This window comes from Devosia sp. T2-14, assembly GCF_055397495.1.
Map to the genome: position 1 here is coordinate 1,617,576 of NZ_AP027921.1, position 18,869 is coordinate 1,636,444.

15 protein-coding genes are annotated in these 18,869 nt (G+C 62.6%); 4 read left to right on the forward strand and 11 right to left on the reverse strand.

Annotated features, from left to right (window positions below):
- Positions 1-6: 6 nt before the first annotated feature.
- Entirely contained in the window at positions 7-1,728 is a 1,722-nt protein-coding gene (locus tag ACZ5WT_RS08050; RefSeq protein WP_464286851.1) for a SulP family inorganic anion transporter, read from the forward strand.
- A gap of 139 nt (positions 1,729-1,867) precedes the next feature.
- Here ACZ5WT_RS08050 and ACZ5WT_RS08055 read toward each other — a convergent pair whose 3' ends face one another.
- The 3 genes from ACZ5WT_RS08055 to ACZ5WT_RS08065 all read right to left on the reverse strand — a co-directional run bounded on the left by ACZ5WT_RS08055 (position 1,868) and on the right by ACZ5WT_RS08065 (position 5,642).
- Complete coding sequence (locus ACZ5WT_RS08055; RefSeq protein ID WP_464286852.1) at positions 1,868-2,626, reverse strand: AfsR/SARP family transcriptional regulator; 759 nt, start codon at positions 2,624-2,626, stop codon at positions 1,868-1,870.
- A gap of 122 nt (positions 2,627-2,748) precedes the next feature.
- Complete coding sequence (locus ACZ5WT_RS08060) at positions 2,749-3,528, reverse strand: helix-turn-helix transcriptional regulator (protein ID WP_464286853.1); 780 nt, start codon at positions 3,526-3,528, stop codon at positions 2,749-2,751.
- 272 nt (positions 3,529-3,800) lie between these two features.
- Positions 3,801-5,642, reverse strand: a complete 1,842-nt coding sequence (locus tag ACZ5WT_RS08065) for a M10 family metallopeptidase C-terminal domain-containing protein (RefSeq protein WP_464286854.1) — start codon at positions 5,640-5,642, stop codon at positions 3,801-3,803.
- 490 nt (positions 5,643-6,132) lie between these two features.
- On the opposite strand from ACZ5WT_RS08065, the gene ACZ5WT_RS08070 reads away from it, so the two are divergent.
- The gene (locus ACZ5WT_RS08070; RefSeq protein ID WP_464286855.1) at positions 6,133-7,590 is read left to right on the forward strand and encodes an O-antigen translocase; all 1,458 of its coding nucleotides are present in this window, start codon (positions 6,133-6,135) and stop codon (positions 7,588-7,590) included.
- A gap of 1 nt (position 7,591) precedes the next feature.
- On the opposite strand, the gene ACZ5WT_RS08075 is transcribed toward ACZ5WT_RS08070, so the two are convergent.
- From ACZ5WT_RS08075 to ACZ5WT_RS08100, 6 genes are read right to left on the reverse strand one after another with little or no spacing between them, the layout of a single operon-like run.
- Positions 7,592-8,776, reverse strand: a complete 1,185-nt coding sequence (locus tag ACZ5WT_RS08075) for a DegT/DnrJ/EryC1/StrS family aminotransferase (RefSeq protein ID WP_464286856.1) — start codon at positions 8,774-8,776, stop codon at positions 7,592-7,594.
- The gene (locus ACZ5WT_RS08080; protein WP_464287170.1) at positions 8,773-9,747 is read right to left on the reverse strand and encodes an NAD-dependent epimerase/dehydratase family protein; all 975 of its coding nucleotides are present in this window, start codon (positions 9,745-9,747) and stop codon (positions 8,773-8,775) included. The genes ACZ5WT_RS08075 and ACZ5WT_RS08080 overlap by 4 nt, the downstream gene beginning before the upstream one ends.
- Before the next feature lie 44 nt (positions 9,748-9,791).
- Complete coding sequence (locus ACZ5WT_RS08085) at positions 9,792-10,463, reverse strand: acyltransferase (RefSeq protein WP_464286857.1); 672 nt, start codon at positions 10,461-10,463, stop codon at positions 9,792-9,794.
- Entirely contained in the window at positions 10,456-11,559 is a 1,104-nt protein-coding gene (locus ACZ5WT_RS08090; RefSeq protein ID WP_464286858.1) for a DegT/DnrJ/EryC1/StrS family aminotransferase, read from the reverse strand. Before ACZ5WT_RS08090 ends, ACZ5WT_RS08085 begins: the two co-directional genes overlap by 8 nt.
- Complete coding sequence (locus tag ACZ5WT_RS08095) at positions 11,556-12,593, reverse strand: Gfo/Idh/MocA family protein (RefSeq protein WP_464286859.1); 1,038 nt, start codon at positions 12,591-12,593, stop codon at positions 11,556-11,558. The genes ACZ5WT_RS08090 and ACZ5WT_RS08095 overlap by 4 nt, the downstream gene beginning before the upstream one ends.
- On the reverse strand, positions 12,590-13,093 hold the full coding sequence (locus ACZ5WT_RS08100; RefSeq protein ID WP_464286860.1) for an acyltransferase: 504 nt from the start codon (positions 13,091-13,093) through the stop codon (positions 12,590-12,592). Before ACZ5WT_RS08100 ends, ACZ5WT_RS08095 begins: the two co-directional genes overlap by 4 nt.
- Positions 13,094-13,472: 379 nt before the next feature.
- Between ACZ5WT_RS08100 and ACZ5WT_RS08105 the strand changes: the two genes are divergently transcribed.
- A complete protein-coding gene (locus tag ACZ5WT_RS08105) occupies positions 13,473-15,182 on the forward strand; it encodes a type I secretion system permease/ATPase (RefSeq protein WP_464287171.1) in 1,710 nt (569 codons plus the stop codon).
- On the forward strand, positions 15,175-16,524 hold the full coding sequence (locus ACZ5WT_RS08110; protein ID WP_464286861.1) for an HlyD family type I secretion periplasmic adaptor subunit: 1,350 nt from the start codon (positions 15,175-15,177) through the stop codon (positions 16,522-16,524). The genes ACZ5WT_RS08105 and ACZ5WT_RS08110 overlap by 8 nt, the downstream gene beginning before the upstream one ends.
- 19 nt (positions 16,525-16,543) lie before the next feature.
- Here the strand turns inward: ACZ5WT_RS08110 and ACZ5WT_RS08115 are convergent, their stop codons facing one another.
- Together ACZ5WT_RS08115 and ACZ5WT_RS08120 are read right to left on the reverse strand one after the other, a co-directional pair.
- Positions 16,544-17,320 (reverse strand): CpsD/CapB family tyrosine-protein kinase, encoded by a 777-nt coding sequence (locus ACZ5WT_RS08115; protein ID WP_464286862.1) that lies wholly within the window; start codon positions 17,318-17,320, stop codon positions 16,544-16,546.
- Positions 17,321-17,327: 7 nt separating this feature from the next.
- Entirely contained in the window at positions 17,328-18,848 is a 1,521-nt protein-coding gene (locus ACZ5WT_RS08120; protein ID WP_464286863.1) for a GumC family protein, read from the reverse strand.
- Positions 18,849-18,869 lie beyond the last annotated feature (21 nt).

Consider the following 18,869-nt stretch of genomic DNA (forward strand, 5'->3'; position numbering starts at 1 on the left):
CCCACGATGAACCTCAAGACCTACCTGCCTATCCTTGACTGGGGACGGCGCTACGACCGGCAGACCCTGACCAGCGATCTGGTCGCTGCCGTGATCGTCACCATCATGCTGATCCCCCAGTCGCTGGCTTACGCCCTGCTGGCGGGACTGCCGCCCGAGGTAGGTCTTTATGCTTCCATCCTGCCGCTGATCGCCTATGCGATCTTCGGCACGTCGACGGCGCTGGCCGTCGGTCCGGTGGCGGTTGTCTCGCTGATGACCGCCGCCGCCGTTGGCCGCGTTGCGGCGACCGGCACTGCCGACTATGCCAGTGCGGCGATCCTGCTGGCGCTGCTGTCGGGCGCCATGCTGACGCTGATGGGCCTGTTCCGGCTTGGCTTCATCGCCAACTTCCTCTCCCATCCGGTGATTTCGGGCTTCATCACGGCCTCGGGCCTGATCATCGCCACCAGCCAGCTTGGCGGGCTGCTGGGCATTTCCTCTGAAGGCCACGCCATGCCCAACCTGCTGGCCTCGATCGGCAGCCACCTCGGCCAGTTCAACCCCTATACGATGGCGGTGGGCGTGATCGCGCTTGGGCTTTTGGTGTGGATCCGCACCTTCCTCAAGCCGCTGCTGATCCGTCTGGGCGTGAAGCCGGGTCTCGCCAATCTTCTGGTGCGGGCCGGGCCGGTGCTGGTGGTGTTCCTCAGCATGGCCGCCGCCGTGGTGTTCGATCTCGGCGCCAAGGGCGTGGCCCTCGTCGGCGACGTGCCGCAGGGCCTGCCCATGTTGTCGGTCCCCAATTTCTCGCTGGAGACCATCGAGGCGCTGCTGGTGCCGGCGCTGATCATTTCCATTGTCGGCTTCGTGGAGTCGGTGTCGGTTGCCCAGACCCTGGCGGCCAAGCGGCGCCAGCGCATCGATCCCAATCAGGAGCTGATCGGGCTCGGCGCGGCCAATCTTGCCGCAGCTGTCGGCGGCGGCTATCCGGTGACGGGAGGCTTTGCCCGCTCGGTGGTGAACTTCGACGCCGGTGCCGCGACCCCGGCCGCCGGAGTCTTCACGGCTATCGGCATTGCCGGGGCAACCCTGCTGCTGACGCCATTCCTGGCCGTGCTGCCCAAGGCGACGCTATCGGCCACCATCATCGTCGCGGTGCTGACGCTGGTCGATTTCGGCATTCTCAAGCGCGCATGGACCTATTCGCGGGCCGATTTTGCGGCTGTGGCGATCACGCTGGTCGGCACCCTGCTGCTCGGCGTCGAAGTGGGCATCTCGTTGGGCGTAGGGGCGTCAATCCTCGTGTTCCTCTATCGCTCGTCGCGGCCCCACGCGGCCATTGTTGGCCGGGTTCCGGGCACCGAGCACTATCGCAACATCAAGCGCCACGCGGTGGAGACCCACCCGGCAGTCGTCTCGATCCGCGTCGATGAGAGCCTCTATTTCGCCAATGCCCGGCACCTCGAGGACCTCGTTTACGCCGAGGCGCTGGCCAAGCCGGAGCTGCGCGACGTCATTCTGATGTGTTCGGCGGTCAACGATCTGGACCTGTCCGCCCTTGAGAGCCTCGAGGCGATCAATGAGCGGCTCAAGGCGCAGAATATCCGCCTGCACCTGTCCGAGGTCAAAGGGCCGGTCATGGACAAGCTCCAGCGCAGTGTGTTTCTGGCCGCGCTGACCGGCGAAGTGTTCCTCACCCAGCACGGCGCAGCGACAGCCGTGGCGGCCATGCCGCGCGCAGTCTAAGGGCTCACTGGGCAATTCATGCTTTTGGATGCGAGCCTACGCGCGCTGCATCCTAAGGCTTAGCTCAGGAGAACGGTGGGCGGGTAAGCGCCGCCCGGCGGCTTAGGCCGGGCGGTTTCGGTCCAGGCGCTATGGGCGCCTAGCTGACCGGCTCGCCGTTGATGAGGCGGCGATAAAGCCGCGTGGTTTCCTCGGCGGGTTTGATCCCCAGTTCGTCACGCAAGGTGCGACTGCATTCCTCGAACAGATAGCGCACGAAGCTGAACTGGCCATTCAAGGCGGCATCATACATGAGGGCGCGGTGGGCGCCCTCATGGTAGGGGTCTTCCTGCAGCAACCGCTGCGCGCAGAAGTGGCGTTCCTGCGGCGTTAGCTGGCTGTCCGGCAGCACTGCCTGCGATATTGCGCTGACAAAGTCATAGCGCAGTGCGGTGCGGTGATGGTCCAGCCATTCCTCAAAGCCTTCCCCCGCCGGGCGTTGCGACCCTAGCAGGTCACCCTTGTAGATCTGACAAAGGCGGACCCAGGCGCTGGGCGAGGGATTGGCGATGAGGTCTATGAATTCTGCAAGGTCGATATAGACGTTTTGGTCCAGATTGAGCCAGGCCGTCTGGGAGTCGGTCGAAAGAAGTTGAAAGTTTTCTTCCTCTTGAAAGCGACGGATTCTGGCGATCGTCTGGCGAATATCAGCATTGGCTTGGTCAGAGGGAGTGTCAGACCAGATCAGGCTGGCAATTCGACGGCGCAGGACAGGCCGGCCACGCGTTTCAATAAGGATGTATACCAATATGCGAAGAAAATTAAAAGTCGGCGCAACGGTACGTCCACCCGAAGACACAACACAGTCTCCAAGAGTCAGGATAGATATTTGCGCCGTCTTCTCCTGAATCGTGTACATGGATATTAAATTCCCCAGGCGCATTTAATTGTATGTTCGAACTATCGAGTTGGGTGCAACGGGTTTACCCGTAATCGGTTTGTGTTCCATAAATGCGGAGCAAGCGGATTGGTTGCGTGAAATTATAGTTGTGCCGGCCCCCGTGCGATTGGCGCTTCGTAACTGGCGCGCCGATCAAATGATCTGAACACTGCCGCAGCTTGAGTCCGATTGTGAACCTTCAGCTTGCGGATAATATTATGCACATGAACCTTTACGGTGTGTTCAGACAAAGCCATTTTCGCTGCAATGATCTTGTTCTGAAGTCCATCAGACATAAGTTCGAGTACTTCAGCTTCTCTTGTTGAAAGTACTCCTGCCGATTCAGATTGTGGATCTGACCCGACTTGTTGGCTGCGACGTGTCAAAAATCCCTTTGCTGCCGAGCGAGGTGACATGACATGTGGGAAATACTCACCGCCATTGAGCAAAAGCCAGACAGTGGCGAGCCACACATTGATCTGCAGATTGAAGGGCACCAGTCCCTGGATCGCCCGTTCGGCAACGATTGCGCGCAGTGCGGGATCCTCGTTCCACCCACTTTCCACCATCAGCGCGATCGGGGCATTGGGGTAGCGGTCACGACACTGTGAAATCAAACTGGAGACATTTCGGAAGGCGAAGGCGTCGACAAGGATGAGCCGGGGCAGAAACTGGGCCGGATCATCGTCAGGAAGTTGGTTGGTAAGGGTCACCCCGACCCTTGGAAAGCACTTCTGGGCCGAGTTTAGCAAGCTCTGGAAGGTTACACCGGTGTCGGCAAGGATCAGGATTCCATCGCGGCACTCCGCATCCTGAGACGGTGTAGTCTGCCAAAACGCATAAATTCCCTGCTCGGCAACCGGGCTACTGACGTCTGACATTTTAGCTCCGATGATGAATTAATAGCCTTCTGGCTACACCACCACAAATGCACAGCTGCCGTGACACGTCCGTGACTCGGTAAAGTGTTGGCTCACAACAAAGCGTCGCGGCAGGGCAAGGGGTGCCATTCTGCCGCTTTTTTGAGCATTTTTACGTTATCCGGGGCGCGAAGCGAGCTAAGCCGGGTAACTATGAATCGCGAATTCTACGCAAATCGATCGGGGACGCTGGCGGCCCCATCTGGAAGGGGGCCGCCAGCAGGATTGGGGAGTTACAGGACGAAGTCGCCTGCGCCCAGGTGGATCACGCCATTGAGCTGGAACTCGAAGTCATGGATGCCGTCACCGTTGACGTCACCCTGAACGATCGTCTTACCGCTCTCGGTGTGCCATGCGAGCTGACCGGCCTGCTTGGTGAACGCCTGGCCGTCCTGCGCGAGGAAGGTGAAGGCCTGGTTGCCCGACACCTTGGAGTTCGCGTCGATCGCCGAAAGGTCGATCTTGTCGTAACCCTTGGTGAAGTCGGTGATGACGTCACGGGTGCTCGGCGTGGAGCCGATCTCGGACACGGACTTGAACAGGAAGACGTCCTTGCCGCCGCCGCCGATCAACGTGTCGCGACCTTCGCCGCCCCAGAGGACGTCATTGCCGGCACCGCCACGCAGGGTGTCATTGCCGCCAAGGCCGGACAGGAAGCTGTCGGCAGACGTTGCCGCAAGCTTGTCGCCACGCGAGGTGCCGATGACGTCGACCAGACCGGCCGGCGGCTTGACCTCTTCAGGCGGGGTGGTGGGCGGCGCGATTTCGTCCGGAGGGGTCGTCGTGGTCTGATCGCCAACACCGATGAAATCGGAAGCCTTCAGGTCAACTTTGCCCTTCAGTTCGATTTCAAAATCGTGCTTGCCATCGCCATTGATGTCACCCTGCACGATGGTCACGCCGGCGGCGTCATTGTAGTGCCAGGCCAGCTGACCAGCCTTCTTGGTGAACGAGGCATCTTCGGCCGCCAGGAACGTGAAGTTCTGGTTGCCTGCCAGGTTCGGGTTGGCATCGATCGCCGAGAGGTCGATCTTGTCCTGGCCCGAGGTGAAGTCGGTGATGATATCCCGCGCGCCCGGCTTGCTACCGATCTCAGCAGCACTGCGGAAGGCGAAGATGTCATTGCCGGCACCGCCGGTCATGGTGTCGTAGCCTGCACCACCATAGATGGTGTCGTTACCGGCACCGCCATTGATGATGTCATTGCCGCCCTTGCCGTCGATGACGTTGTTGCCAGCGTCACCGTTCAGGCGATCGGCACCATCGGTGGCCGAGTTGGATTCAACCGGCGGCTTGGGGTCAACAACCGGAGGCGTCGGATCGATCGGATCGGGCTTCGGGGTGATCGGCTGATTGTCCAGGCCATCCACCAGAGACCAGCCGTCAGTCGAGTTGCCCGAGAAGGTTGGGTTGGTCTTGTTGAAGTTGGTGGTGCCGTAACCGCCCTTACCCAGGTGGTTGTTGGTGATGCTGACGCCGGAGATCGGGTTGCTGTTGAACTGGCCGTCCACGTAGATCGTGTAACCGCCGCCGGCCAGCAAATTGCCGTCGACCTTGATGTTGTTGATCGCGCCGAAATAATTGTCGATCATGATGGCGGACGTCTGCCCGTGATCATTGATGATCGTATTGCCGCGAATGGTGACGTTGGAAATGCCGCCGTCGATCTCGATGCCGTCATAGTGCGGCGAGCCGGGCGCATACATATCGTGGATGTAGTTGCCCTCGATCACGGTGTTGCTGCCCTGAAGCGCAATGCCGTTTTCGACTGCATAGATGTTATTGTTCAGGAACGTGCCGTTACCGAAGATGCCGTTATGGGCGCCGTTACCATTGATCTCGTTGTTCTGGACAATGGTGCCGGAATAGCCGGGCATGATCCGGACGCCCGAAAAGTCGGTCGCGGTGATCTTGCAGTTTTCGATCGTCACGTTGTTGGCCTGGATGACAACCGGGCCCTTGATGTCGAGGCCCGAGATGACGGTGCCTGGCTTGGTTACGACGATGCCTCCGGACGGGAGGAGTGTGACGCCGTCCGGAACGCCAGTATTGTTGGCGTTTGGCCAATCAGCCATAAGGATTTCCCTTCGAGTAGTTATTCACGAGCTATGACCTACCCACGGAATTAGGCCGTCAGGAGACTATTCTGAGCGAGATTACCCCTCCGGCGCCCTGCTTTTGCCCATATTGGGATTCGTCCCATAATGGCACAGGTTGTAATTCTTTGAGCTTATTCGCTGATTCGGTTCCAGTGAGTCGGGCTTCCGCAGACCCCGCTTCGGCCAGAAAATCGCATTTTCATCGTCGAAAAGTGATTTTGTGGCACTTTGGCAACGGTTCCATCAGCGGTTTTTGCCCGGAATTGCACGGTTTCGCCGCATTTCGGCTAAGCCGTAGGGATTAGCCGACTCACCTGTTTGTCATTTTTCGGCGAATTGCAGCGGAACGTGTGTCCTGAGACGGTCACAGGACGAAGAGACCTGAGGACCATCGGTGAACAGCGCATCGGCCGGGCGAGAGACTTCCCACTCGCGCTATGGGGATATTCTGAAGTCGACGTCACTCATGGGCGCTTCTTCGCTTATCAACATCGCCATGTCCGTGCTGCGCCTCAAGGTGCTCGCGGTCTTGCTCGGGCCGGCGGGCATCGGGCTGTTCGGTCTCTACAGCGTCATCCTTGATCTCAGCGCAAGCGTGGTTGGGCTGGGTGTGCAATCCAGCGGCGTGCGGCAGGTGGCGCTCGCCACCTCGACAGGGGATGTCACTCGCATCGCAACCATTGCGCGGGTGTTGACCTTGGTCTCTCTGGTGCTGGGCGCGATTGGCGCGCTGGGCCTGCTTGCCCTGGCCGGGCCGATTTCGGCGCTGACCTTCGGGTCCGAGGCGCGCGCCTCGGCGGTGATGCTGATTGGCCTCGCCGTCTTCTTGCGCATTATCGCGGGCGCCCCCAGCGCCATCATCCAGGGCACACGCCGCATCGGCGATCTGGCGCGCATGACGGTGGTCGGGGCCGTGCTCAATACGGCCGCAGCCATTCCGCTGGTCTACTTTCTGGGGGAGGCGGGCGTAGTGCCGTCGCTGGTCGCGGTGGCGCTGACCTCCTGGGTCGCGGCTCTCTGGTATTGCCGCAAGATCGCCCTGCCGCGCGTTCGTCTCTCGCTGGGCGAGATCCGGTCCGAGACGCGCATGCTGCTGGCGCTGGGCTTCGCCTTCATGGCCAGTGGGCTGCTCACCGCCGGGGCCGCCTTCGCCATCCGCATCCTGATCGTCCAGAAGGCGGGCGTCGATGCCGCCGGGAATTATCAGGCCGCCTGGGCACTGGGCGGCATCTATGTCGGGTTTATCCTCCAGGCCATGGGGACGGATTTCTATCCGCGCCTGTCGGCCATGGCGAACGACGATGCCGCCTGCAATCGCCTCGTCAACGAACAGGCGCGCGTCAGCATGCTGTTGGCCGGGCCGGGTCTGCTCGCCACGCTGTCGCTGTCGCCGCTTGTGATGGTCGTGTTCTATTCCAACCAGTTCGCCGACGCGGTGCCGCTGCTGCGCTGGTTCTGCCTGGGCATGCTGTTGCGGGTCGTTGCCTGGCCGATGGGCTTTGTTATCCTCGCCAAGGGCCGCCAGAAGGTATTCTTCTGGACCGAGGTCGCGGCCAATGTCCTGCACGTGGGACTGGCCTGGCTGCTGTTGCAAGGCATCGGGCTTGCCGGCGTCGGCGTCGCCTTTGCCGGGCTTTATGTGTGGCACGGGCTGCTGATCTATTTCCTCGTACGGCAGATGAGTGGGTTCCGTTGGTCGGCGGAAAACTACCGGCTCGGCCTGGGCTTTGTCGGCCTGACCCTTGCCGTGCTGGTGGCGGTGGAAGCACTGCCGTTCTGGGCGGGGTTGGCGGTGGGGCTGGTGGGGACGGCGCTGGCGAGCTGGTATTCACTGTCCCAACTGGTGCGCCTGATGCCGCAAAACTGGATACCAGCGGCATTGCGGCCGCTGGTCCATTCCCTGCTCCGACACAAGGCGGCGTGAGCTAAAGCGCTGGTTCCGGCACCCGGGCCACGGCAGATAGCAGAGCACTGGCGACGTGATGAACGTCGTCTTCGCTCATCTGCACGAAGAGCGGCAGGATCAGGGTCCGCGCCTGCGCCTGCTCGGAATGGGTCAGGCTGCCCGCCGCGCGGTGCATCCCCTTGCCCTGGTAGGCCGGTTCAAGGTGAGCGTTCATCACCCCGCGCCGCGTTGAAATGCCCTGATCAAGCAGGGTCTGCATGACCGCCACCTGATCGACGTGCTCCGGCAGGGTGACGCAGTAGCTCTGCCAGTTGCTGCGAGCCCAGTCGGGCTCCCTCGGGGGGCGTATGCCTTCACTGCTCTGCGAGAACGCTGCTGTATAGAGTGCGGCCAGCCTGCGTCGGGCTGCGATGATCTCGGGGAGGCGCTCGAGCTGCACCCGGCCGATCGCCGCCTGCACGTCGGTCATCCGGTAATTGTAGCCGACCTCGTCATAGCTCTCGAAGATGACCTGGCTGGAACCATGCCGCACCGTATCCGGAACGGTCATGGCATGTTGGCGCAGCAGCCGGAACTGGCGGTCATAGTCCGGGTTGGCCGTGGTCAGCATGCCGCCGTCGCCTGTCGTCACCACCTTGCGCGGATGAAAGGAGAAGCAGGCAATGTCGCCATGCGGCGCCCCGATGAGCTGCCACTGGCCATCCACCAGCATCTCGCTGCCGGTCGCGCAGGCGGCGTCCTCGATCACCTTGATGCCGTGCGCGCGTGCGACCGAGAGGATCTGCGCCATGTCGCAGGGCATGCCGAGCTGGTGCACGCAGAGGATTGCTTTGGTGCGCGCCGAGATCGCCGCAGCGATGCGGTGCGGATCGATGTTGAAGCCGTCGGCCTCGATGTCGACGAAGACCGGTGTCGCGCCGCAATAGCGTACGGCATTGCTGGTGGCGATGAAAGAATGGCTGACGGTGATAACCTCGTCGCCGGGCCCGACGCCAACCGCCATCAGCGCCAGGTGCAGTGCCGTGGTGCAATTGGAAACGGCGACGGCATGGGGTGCGCCGACATAGGCGGCGAAGGCCTCCTCGAAGCGGGCCACTTCCGGCCCCTGGGTCACCCAGCCCGACAGGATCACCCGGCGAGCGGCATCGGCTTCGGCCTCACCCAGAACGGGTTTGGCGACCGGAATCAGGCGCGTGGCACTCATGCGACATCGCTCCTTTCCAGCTGCCGACTGGCCTGCCACCAGCTCACCAGTTCGCGCAGGCCCGCATCCAGCGTAATCTCGGCGCGGAAGCCCAGGTCTCGCACGGCCTTTTCGGTGGAGGCGAGGCGGCGCGCCACAGGATTGACCTTGCGGGCCGGTTCATGGACCGGCGCCAGGCTTGATCCCATCACGCGAAGCAGGGCCCGGGCCAGGTCGTTGAGACTGGTCTCGGTGCCGCTGGCGACATTATAGACGGTGTCCGAGGCGGATGATGCGGCCGCCAGCACATTGGCGCGCGCAATGTCGCGCACATTGACGAAATCCATGGTCTGGCTGCCATCGCCCATGATGATCGGCGGCTGGCCCGATCCGATGCGTTCCATCCAGCGGATCAGCACCTCAGTATAGGCGCCATACACGTCCATGCGCGGGCCATAGACGTTGAAGTAGCGCAGCGCCACATAGGGCAGGGCGTACATTTCGTGGAAGCTGCGCAGCAGACACTCATTATAGGTCTTGGCCGCGCCATAGATGGTGCGGTTGTTGTAGGGGTGGTGCAGTTCGGTCGTCGGGAAGACATCGGCCGCGCCGAGCACCGAAGCAGACGACGCCGCGACAACTTTCTGGACCTTGGCGGCTACGGCAGCCTCGACCACGTTGAAGGTACCGGTGGCCAGCACGTCATGGGCGAGGCGCGGATCTTCGGCGCATTGGGTGATGCGGATCGCTGCCTGGTGAAAGACGATGTCGATGCCCTTCATGGTGGCATTGACCAGCTCGACGTCGCGTATATCGCCCCGCACGATCGTGACCAATCCGGTCTTCTGCGCTGTCGCCAGATTGTCGAGACGCCCCCGGGTGAAGTTGTCGAGCACCACGATTTCTGCCGGGGCCTGCGCGGCGACCAGGTCGGCAATATGAGAGCCGATCAGGCCGGCGCCGCCGGTGATGAGTACCCGCTTGCCCTGCATGAAGTCGCTTCCCATGTCGCGATCCTGTCTTGAAGTGAGTTGAACTAGCGCTTGCGCAACACGCGGGCCGGCACTCCGGCCGCGACGGCGTAGGCGGGTATGTCGCTGGTCACCACCGCACCAGCGCCGATAATGGCGCCCTCTCCGATGGAGACCCCCGGCAAGATGGTGGCATTGGTGCCGATATCGGCGCCTGCCCCGACACGGACCGGCCGCACTTGCAGGTCGGTGGCGATGACCGGTTCACTGATGGGAATACCCGTATGCTGCGAGCCCAGCACCTTGGCCCCGGGGCCCCAACCGACATAGTCGCCGAGGATCAGGTTGCGGGCGTCGAGATAGGCATGCGGGCCGATCCAGACATGGTTGCCGATCACGCAGGTACCGTCGAACCGCCCCTGGATGAAAGCACCGGTGCCGACAAAGACATTGGCGCCGATATCGAAGGTCTCGATATGCTTGAACCCGGCCTGGCTATCGACGCGCAGGCCCGACCCACAGGAGCGGGCGCTGGTCTTCCAGATGATCTTGCGCATCAGCGCATCAAACCGCCCTTCGCCGATGGCGAAGCGGGTATAGAGGTCCTGCAGGCCCGCAGTGCCATATTGTTCGTGCACCCAGGCCACCAGCCCCGCTTCGAATGCCGGGTCACTGGCGATGTCGCGTCGCCCATGGATCGACTGAACGTTCGTGCTGGTCTCGAGCTCGTCAAGCAACTTCGGCATCCTGTCGTAGCAGTTCGGAAATGATCTCGACCTCGCGGTCGGCGAGTTCGGGGTAGATAGGCAGCGACAGCACGCTGTCGGCCGCAGCTTCGGCTTCCGGGAAATCCCCGCGCACATAGCCAAGGTCGGCATGGGCCGGCTGCAGGTGCACCGGGATTGGGTAGTGCAGCCCGGTTTCGACGCCTTCGCGCGTCAGAAATTCCTGCAGCGTCGCGCGCGCGCGCGTACGCACGGCAAAGATGTGCCACACATGGCGACGCCCCTCGGCCTCCTGGGGCACCGCGAACGGGCTGTCGGCCAGCAGCTTCTGGTAGAGCCGGGCACGCGAGCGCCGGGCCTCGGTCCATGCCTCGAGATGGCGCAGCTTGACCCGCAGGACGGCGCCCTGGATCGCGTCCATGCGGTAGTTGTAGCCTTCCAGTACGTGGTGGTAGCGCCGGTCCTGGCCCCAGTCGCGCTGCATGCGCATCTGCCGGGCCTGCTCGTCGCTGTTGGTGACGATCATGCCGCCTTCGCCATAAGCGCCCAGATTCTTGCCGGGATAGAAGCTGAAGCACCCCGACAGCCCCATGCTGCCGGCGCGGCTGCCGCGATAGGTCGCGCCATGGGCCTGGCAGGCGTCCTCGATCACCGAGAGCCCGTGCTTGCTGGCGATCCGCAGGATGTCGTCCATCTCCGCCATTTGCCCATAGAGGTGCACGGGGATGATCGCGCGGGTCCGCGCCGTGATGGCCTTCTCGATGCGGGACGGGTGGATGGTGAACGTCGCCGGATCGATATCGACGAAGACCGGGCGCGCGCCGATATAGCGGATGGCAGCGGCCGTCGCGACAAAGGTGAAGGGGGTGGTGATGACTTCATCGCCCGCGGCCACCCCTGCCGCCAGCAATGCCAGATGCAGGGCGCTCGTGCCGGAATTGACCGCAATGGCGTGCCGGGTGCCGCAATAGGCAGCGAACTCTTCCTCCAGCGCCGCGACTTCGGGTCCGAGCACAAAATGCCCCGAGCGCAACACGCCCAGCGCTGCCGCTTCGACCTGCGCCTGGATGCCCGCATACTGGGCCTTGAGATTAAGAAACGGAATCATGCGAGCACGCGCTCCCCGGGGAGTTTGACCACGACGCCGCCATTGGCCATCGAACGGGTCGCCGCTTCGAGGATCCGCACCACGCGCAGGCCGGCCGCACCATCGGCTATGGGCGCCTTGCCCTGTTCGACGCAGGTGACGAATTCGCTGAGTTCGGCGCCCAGCGCCTCGACGATATCGAGCTGCGGCGCAAACATGTCGCCGGCCCGATAGCCGATGCGCATCTGGTTGATCCGCTCGCCGGCCTTGGGAGCCATCGGGTCAAGCGTGATGCCGCGGTCATAGACCTTGATCTTCTCGCTGGGCTCGAGGTCGTCATAGACCACCATCTTGTTGCTGCCCCCAACCAGAGTGCGCCGCACCTTCAGTGGTGCGAGCCAGTTGACGTGGACATGCGCCATCAGCTTGCAGTCGAAATGCAGGTTTAGATAGGCGATGTTCTCCGGCGAGCCATCGACATGGGCCATGCCAATGGCCGACACCGCGACGGGGCGCGCATCGAGCACGAAGTCCATGATCGACAGGTCATGCACGGCCAGGTCCCACATGACGCTGACATCGCGCTGGAACATGCCCAGGTTCACCCGCACCGAGTCATAATAGTAGACCTCGCCGAGGTCGCCCTTGATCAGCTCGCGCAGCTTTTTCACCGCGCCGGTATGAATGAAGGTGTGGTCGACGGCGATGACGAGACCGCGCTTGTCGGCCTCTTCGATCAATCGCTGGGCTTCTTCCGACGTTGCTGTGATCGGTTTTTCGACGAAGACGCTTTTGCCAGCTTTCAGCGCCTGCATGGCGAGATCGAAATGGGTCGATACCGGCGTGGCGATCGCCACGGCATCCACCTTGGGATCGGCAAGTACCGTGGTCATGTCCTCGGTGATCTGCACTGCGGGATAGCGCAGCCGCAGCCGCGCCAGGCGCTCGGTCTGCAGGTCGCACACCCAGCGCAGGTCGACGCTGGAAATATCTGCGAAATTGCGGACGAGGTTAGGGCCCCAATACCCATAGCCAATCACACCAATGCCGATCATTGCTGGAGCCCTTCATGTTGTCTGGTTTTGCGCGACGATGCGCCTGAGCTAACCAGGCGTGCGGGTACCCCGGCGACGACCGCGCCAGCGGGCACGTCGCGGGTAACCACGGCCCCGGCACCGACAAGCGCGCCCTTGCCGATGGTGACACCGGGCAGAATGGTGGCATTGCTGCCGATGGAAGCATTGCTGCGCACGATGGTGGGAAGCACGGTCCAGTCAGCGCTGCCCTGCAGGGCGCCATCGTCGGTAGTGGCGCGGGGATAGAGGTCGTTGGTGAACATCACGCCATGGCCGATGAACACCCCATCCTCAATCGTCACCCCTTCGCAAATGAAGCTGTGGCTGGAAATTTTGCAGTTTTTGCCGACGACCGCATTTTTCTGAATCTCGACAAAAGCGCCGATGCGGGAGCCTGCGCCAATCGAGCATTCGTAGAGATTGACGAGTTCAGGCTGGTAAATAACAACCCCGTCTCCCAGCGCGACCTGCTTCAACATTGAGCTGACCCCATATGCCGACCGGGTTTATCGCCGTGCAGGCGGCGTCCGATCGATCGTTGAGGAAAGTTATCAGGGCGTTCGTGGTCGGCAATTTCTCAATGGAGTTAGCCTTTCATGCCAAATTTGCTTCGATAGACTGTAGTTGGCAAATGTTGATCGGCCTGCTTTCGAAACTATAGATCGAATGGACTACCCTTCCGAAACGATCGATATTTCGATTGATACGCCCGATCGAGGGAGGCTGTTAACCATCTGTTGCGGGGCTGCGACAAAACACGCCGGAACTGTCCTCAATTGGGACACCTTTTGGCATTTGATGGGTCGCCTCGGCAAAAAGACCTGCCGATGAAGTCGAAGGGATCCAACATTGACGAGCATGCAAAACGGAGCTGGGGCCAGCCCACTAGCGGACGTCGTGCGTCTGGCGCGTGGCCAGATCGCAGTACTTTTCGCCCTTAGTGTTACCTCCAACATCCTGATGCTGACCGGTTCGGTGTTCATGCTGCAGGTTTATGACCGCGTATTGCCGAGCCGATCAGTAGAAACGCTGGTGGCACTCACGGCATTGGTCGTGGTGCTTTATGGCTTTTACGCGATGATCGAATGGGTCAGGTCGCGAATGGCCGTTCGGCTGGGCGGTCTCATTCAGGACCGTCTTGCCGAGCGTATTTTCCCGATGGCGGTGCGGCTCAAGCTCGCCGGCGTCAATGGCCGCGGGGCCAATCCGGTGCACGACCTCGACGTCGTCCGCCTCTTCGTATCAGGCCCCGGCGCCATTTCGCTCCTCGACGTGCCGTGGGTGCCGATCTATCTGGTGCTGGCCTTTTTTCTCCACCCTCTGCTCGGCAGCCTTGCCTTGGGCGGCGGTATCCTGATTGCCGGCCTGCTGGTGATCAACGAACTCCATTCGCGGCGCCCGGCACAGGCGACCACAGTTGCCGCTGGCGAGCGGGCTGCGCTGACCGGCGACGCCGAAGCCAATGCGGAATCCATCGTTGCCATGGGCATGCTGGGCGCCGTCACCGGCCGTTGGTCGCAGGCAGCCGACAATCTGGCCCGCACCCAGCAGCGATCATCCGACCGTACCGCCTTTTACAGCTCCATCACCAAGGGCGTGCGCTATCTGCTGCAGTCCTCGGTTCTGGCCGTGGGCGCGTTCCTGGTGATCCAGGGCCAGGCCACCGGCGGCGTGATGATCGCGGCTTCGATCCTGTCCTCGCGCGCCCTGGCGCCGATCGAGCAGGTCGTGGCGCAGTGGCGCAGCTTTGTCGGTGCGCGCCAGGCTTGGGACCGCCTGCTGCGCGTTCTGGCCCTCAGCGGCCAGATGCCCCGTCCGACCGAACTCCCGCTGCCCTCCGAAACGCTGGGCGTGGAATCCCTGACGACGGGCATTGATCGCACGCGCGATCCGGCCGTTATCGGCGTCGATTTCAAGCTTAATGCCGGTGACGGTCTGGGCATTATCGGCCCATCCGGGGCCGGGAAGTCATCGGTGGCGCGCGCCTTGGTTGGCGTCTGGCCGGTGCTGCGTGGGGCCATTCGCCTTGATGGCTCCGAGCTCACCCACTTCGATCCCACCAAGCTGGGCGGGGCCATTGGCTACCTGCCGCAGTCAGTGGAATTGCTCGATGGCACGATTGCCGAGAATATCGGCCGCTTCAATCAGAACCACGATACCGGCGCCATCCTGCGGGCCGCCAAGGCTGCGCGCGTGCACGATTTCATCATCTCGCTGCCCGATGGCTACGAGACGCGGATTGGCTCGCAGGGCAATAGCCTTTCGGCAGGCCAGCGCCAGCGCATCGGCTTGGCCCGCGCCCTCTATGGTGACCCGTTCTTGATCATTCTCGACGAACCAAACTCCAACCTCGACATGGAAGGCGACGGCGCCCTGTCCGAGGCCATTTCGGATGCCCGCAAACGCGGCGCCATTGTCGTCGTCGTGGCGCATCGCCCAAGTGCCATTTCGGCTCTCAACAAGCTTCTGTTCATGCGTGATGGAAGACAGGTCGCATTCGGCGACAAGGATCTCGTGCTGCACCAGATCTCCGTTCCACCAACCATGGTGAGGCAGCAAAGTGCTTAAAGTCCTGAAGAAACTTGATCGCGGTGACTCCAACCAGAGCCCGTTTGACCGGAACCTGCACAGCCTGCGCCGTCACGCGCTGATGGGCACCGGGCTGATTGCCGCCCTCGTTGTCGGGCTCGGCGGCTGGTCGGCAACGGCACGCGTCGAGAGCGCGGTAGTGTCCAGCGGTGTCGTCGTCGTCGAAGGTGGCTCGCGCAAGGTCCAGCACCCCGAAGGCGGCGTGGTCAAGCAGATCCTCGTGCGCAACAACGAAGTGGTTGAGGCGGGCCAGCTGCTGGTCACGCTCGACGACGTTTATGCGCGCGCTGAACTGGAAGTCGTGATGGCTCAGTTGCGTGAAGCCCTGGGCGCCAAGGCGCGCCTGACTGCAGAGAGCACGGGCGAAGCCGCGATGGAAATGCCTGCCTTGCCGGGCACTCTCGCGGTCGATCCCAAGCTGCGCGTCGTCATGGGCGAGCAGCAGCGCTTGATGCGCTCGCGCAAGGCCTCGCAGGATAGCGCCGCCGCACGCATCAACGAATTGATCACCGAGAAGCGCTCGGTCATTACGGGGTTCGAGTCCCAGCTTGAGGCCTTTGACAGCCAGTTGTCGGTGGTGCGCGAGGAACTCAACCAGTTGCAGACCCTGCAGGGCAAGGAACTGGTCTCGAACCAGCGCGTCAACGAAATGAAGCGCAGCGAGGCCGAACTGTCCGGCCAGATCGCCAGCGTGCGCTCGTCGATCTCTGCCACCGAAAGCTCGATTGCCGAACTGCGGATGCAGTCGGACCAGACGATCAGCGATTTCCGCGCCGAAGCGCAGAGCCAGTTGCAGACGACCTCCCAGCAGGTCGCCGAGCTGATGGAAAAGCAGCTGGCCGCGCAGGCCCGCCTGTCCCGGCTGGAAATTCGTGCGCCGGTGGCCGGCACGATCCACGAAGCAGCCGTGCACACCATTGGCGGCGTCGTGGCGCCGGGCGACACGCTGATGCTGGTCGTGCCGGAACCCGATCACCTGGTCATTGATACCCGGGTAAGCCCGCTCGAGGTCAGCCGTCTTCACGTCGGTCAGGCTGCCGAGGTGCGCCTGCTCAATTTCGATGCCAATTCCACCCCGGCTTTGGCCGGCAGCGTCGACGCGATCTCGCCCGATCTGCTGCAGGATAGAGCCACGGGCGTGCAGTACTATTCGGTGCGCGTCGACATTGCCGATACCGAAATGGCCAAGCTCCCCGCAGGCGCGGACCTGGTGCCCGGCATGCCGGCCGAGAGCTTCTTCCAGACCGGCGAGCGGACCGTCTGGTCCTACCTGATGGGCCCGGTGGAGGCGCGCTTCCGCCATACCTTCCGGGAAAAATAGTCCGGGAAGAATAACCGGGTCAGACCTGGAAGTTGCTGTTCTGGTCGGCTTCGTAGCGGCACATGTTGAGCACAACGCCATGCAGGTGCGTCTGCATCTGCAACTGGCGTTCGCTCACATCGATGTCATCGACAGTGCTGTATTCGGCGCCGACCACGAGCATCGAGCTCTCGACCAGCGGCAGCAGCCCCAGGCAGTCGTCGCTCCGCAACAGGGGCGGCAGGTTGTAGATGATGATGTCGGCGCCCAGCTCGTCGCGCAGGCGCGCCAGCGTGTTGGCCGTGCCGGCATTGTGCAGCAGTTCGGCCGGATAGCTGCTGGCATCGGGGCTCGCTCCGATCGCCAGATTGTCGCCGATCCGCACCATGAAATCCTCCATGATGCAGGTTCCGAGCAGGAACTCGGCGGTCGTATATTGCCCCACATGGGCGAAGATCTGCGCGATGCGCGGCTGGCGCAGGTCGAGATCGATCAGGCCCACCCGCACGTTCTCATGCTTGGTCAGGCTGATCGCGAGGTTCGCCGCCACCGTCGCCTTGCCGCATCCTTCGGTGGGGGCGGTGATGCCGATGGTGCGCCAGCCATGCTCGCGCGCATCCTTGAGCAGCTTGGTGCGCATGATATCGAAGGCCAGGGCGGCCGGGTGCCGGCGCTGGAACGAAACGATGCGCTGCTTTTCCATCCAGCGCGGATCAACCGGCAGCGGCGCCAGCCGCGCCCAGGACGTCGGGTTGAGGACGGTGCGGAGGTGGGTGCGCCCACCCTCCGTCGTGTCAATCCTGGTTTCGATGGTCATGACAGGCCTATTGCTGGTTTGACGTGAAGGCGACGAGGTTCTGGATTGGCCCCGAATACAGCTGGGTGGCCAGCAACAAAGCCGGGACCAGCAGGATCATGCTGAGCCGCATGGCCGTGCGCAGCGGGAAGAAGCGCCGCCGTTCGATATAAGGCACCGTGATGTAGGGGGCGATCTGCAGGCGCGAGACCAGCTCCGCCGGACGGCGGATGCGACGGTTGAGCAGTTCCGGCACGATGACGACGGCAAGCCCCGCCAGCAGCGCGGCAATGGCGCTGGCCAGCAGCAGCACTTTTTGCCTGGGGCCCTGGGGCACCTGCGGCGGCACGGCGCTGTCGATCAGCGACAGGCGCTCACCCTTCAGCAGCAGTTCGATCTGCTGTCCGGTGGAGGCTTCGGCGAGGCGCGCGATGGCAGAGTCATATTGCGCCTGCAGGTTCTGGTGATCGCGTTGCAGCGAGTTGAGCACGGTCTCATTGCCGGGTGTCGCGTCGATCGACGCCGTGAGATCGCTGACGGCAGTATTGATCAGGGTGCGCTCCTGCTGGATCTCGGCCAGCCGGTCGGAGATATCGAGCAGTTCAGCGTCGCGTGAACTCAGCGGTCCGGTGGTCGCTGGGCCCGCGGAGTTGCTGGCCAGCAGCGAAGATTCGAGGCTTGCGATGCGGGTCCGCAGCGTCTGGATGGTTGGACTGCTATCGTCGAACAGCGCCTGTTGCTGGGCCAGGGACTGGCGCAGCGCCTGCAGGTTCTGCTCCTCGGGCGTGGTGGGCCCAGCATTGATGCTTTCAAGCGGGCGCGATTGCAGCGCGGTCTGCCGCTTGCGCAAGCTCGCCTCTTCCTGCGTCAGCGCCAGCAGGCGGTCCTGCTGGTTGGTTTGCTGGTTGCGGCGGAAATCGATGCTGTCGGGCAGGGCGTTGATGTTGTCATTCTTGAACGCCAGGATGCGGCCATCGAGGTCACGCAATTCGGAATTGAGCCGCTGGGTCTCCTCATTGAAGAAGGACACGGTTTCGGTGGCGCGCGCGGTGCGCAGTTCCACGTCCTTTTTGAGGATGAGGCTCACCAGCTCGTTCACCAGATTGGCCGCCGTATCGGGGCGGTCGGCCTTGAAGGATATCTGAAAGACCGTGGCTCCCGTGCCGCTGCCGGTGCCAATGGGGATGGGCACGATATCGAGTCGCCGCATCATGTCATCGGCCATGTCGGTGCTGGTCAGGTCCGAGCGGCCTGCATAGATGCCGAATTGCTCGGCCAGCGCCAATAGGCTCCGGCGGGACAGCACGTCTTCCTGAATGATCTGGAATTGTTCGGCGGCGCCGGTCGGCACGGTGGACTTGGCAAGATCGGTCGGGATCTGCGGCGACTCCACCAGGATCTTGGCGGTCGCCTGATAGGAGACGGGCCAGAGTACGGCCAGCGCCACGCACACGGCGCCGACCAAGGCGACTACTGTGAGGAAGAGGGGCAGGCGCCGTTTGAACAGCGCAACGTAAAACCGGAAATCGATATTGGCGATAGAACCCACGATTCAGCTCGTCCACTTCAC

Bases quoted from the DNA above. Each gene is read 5' to 3' on its own strand.
- ACZ5WT_RS08100 (WP_464286860.1), bottom strand. From the start codon at position 13,093: ATGTTGAAGCAGGTCGCGCTGGGAGACGGGGTTGTTATTTACCAGCCT.
- ACZ5WT_RS08115 (WP_464286862.1), bottom strand. From the start codon at position 17,320: ATGACCATCGAAACCAGGATTGACACGACGGAGGGTGGGCGCACCCAC.
- ACZ5WT_RS08070 (WP_464286855.1), top strand. From the start codon at position 6,133: ATGGGCGCTTCTTCGCTTATCAACATCGCCATGTCCGTGCTGCGCCTC.
- ACZ5WT_RS08105 (WP_464287171.1), top strand. From the start codon at position 13,473: ATGCAAAACGGAGCTGGGGCCAGCCCACTAGCGGACGTCGTGCGTCTG.
- ACZ5WT_RS08055 (WP_464286852.1), bottom strand. From the start codon at position 2,626: ATGTACACGATTCAGGAGAAGACGGCGCAAATATCTATCCTGACTCTT.
- ACZ5WT_RS08075 (WP_464286856.1), bottom strand. From the start codon at position 8,776: ATGAGTGCCACGCGCCTGATTCCGGTCGCCAAACCCGTTCTGGGTGAG.
- ACZ5WT_RS08065 (WP_464286854.1), bottom strand. From the start codon at position 5,642: ATGGCTGATTGGCCAAACGCCAACAATACTGGCGTTCCGGACGGCGTC.
- ACZ5WT_RS08060 (WP_464286853.1), bottom strand. From the start codon at position 3,528: ATGTCAGACGTCAGTAGCCCGGTTGCCGAGCAGGGAATTTATGCGTTT.
- ACZ5WT_RS08050 (WP_464286851.1), top strand. From the start codon at position 7: ATGAACCTCAAGACCTACCTGCCTATCCTTGACTGGGGACGGCGCTAC.
- ACZ5WT_RS08095 (WP_464286859.1), bottom strand. From the start codon at position 12,593: ATGATCGGCATTGGTGTGATTGGCTATGGGTATTGGGGCCCTAACCTC.
- ACZ5WT_RS08080 (WP_464287170.1), bottom strand. From the start codon at position 9,747: ATGCAGGGCAAGCGGGTACTCATCACCGGCGGCGCCGGCCTGATCGGC.
- ACZ5WT_RS08090 (WP_464286858.1), bottom strand. From the start codon at position 11,559: ATGATTCCGTTTCTTAATCTCAAGGCCCAGTATGCGGGCATCCAGGCG.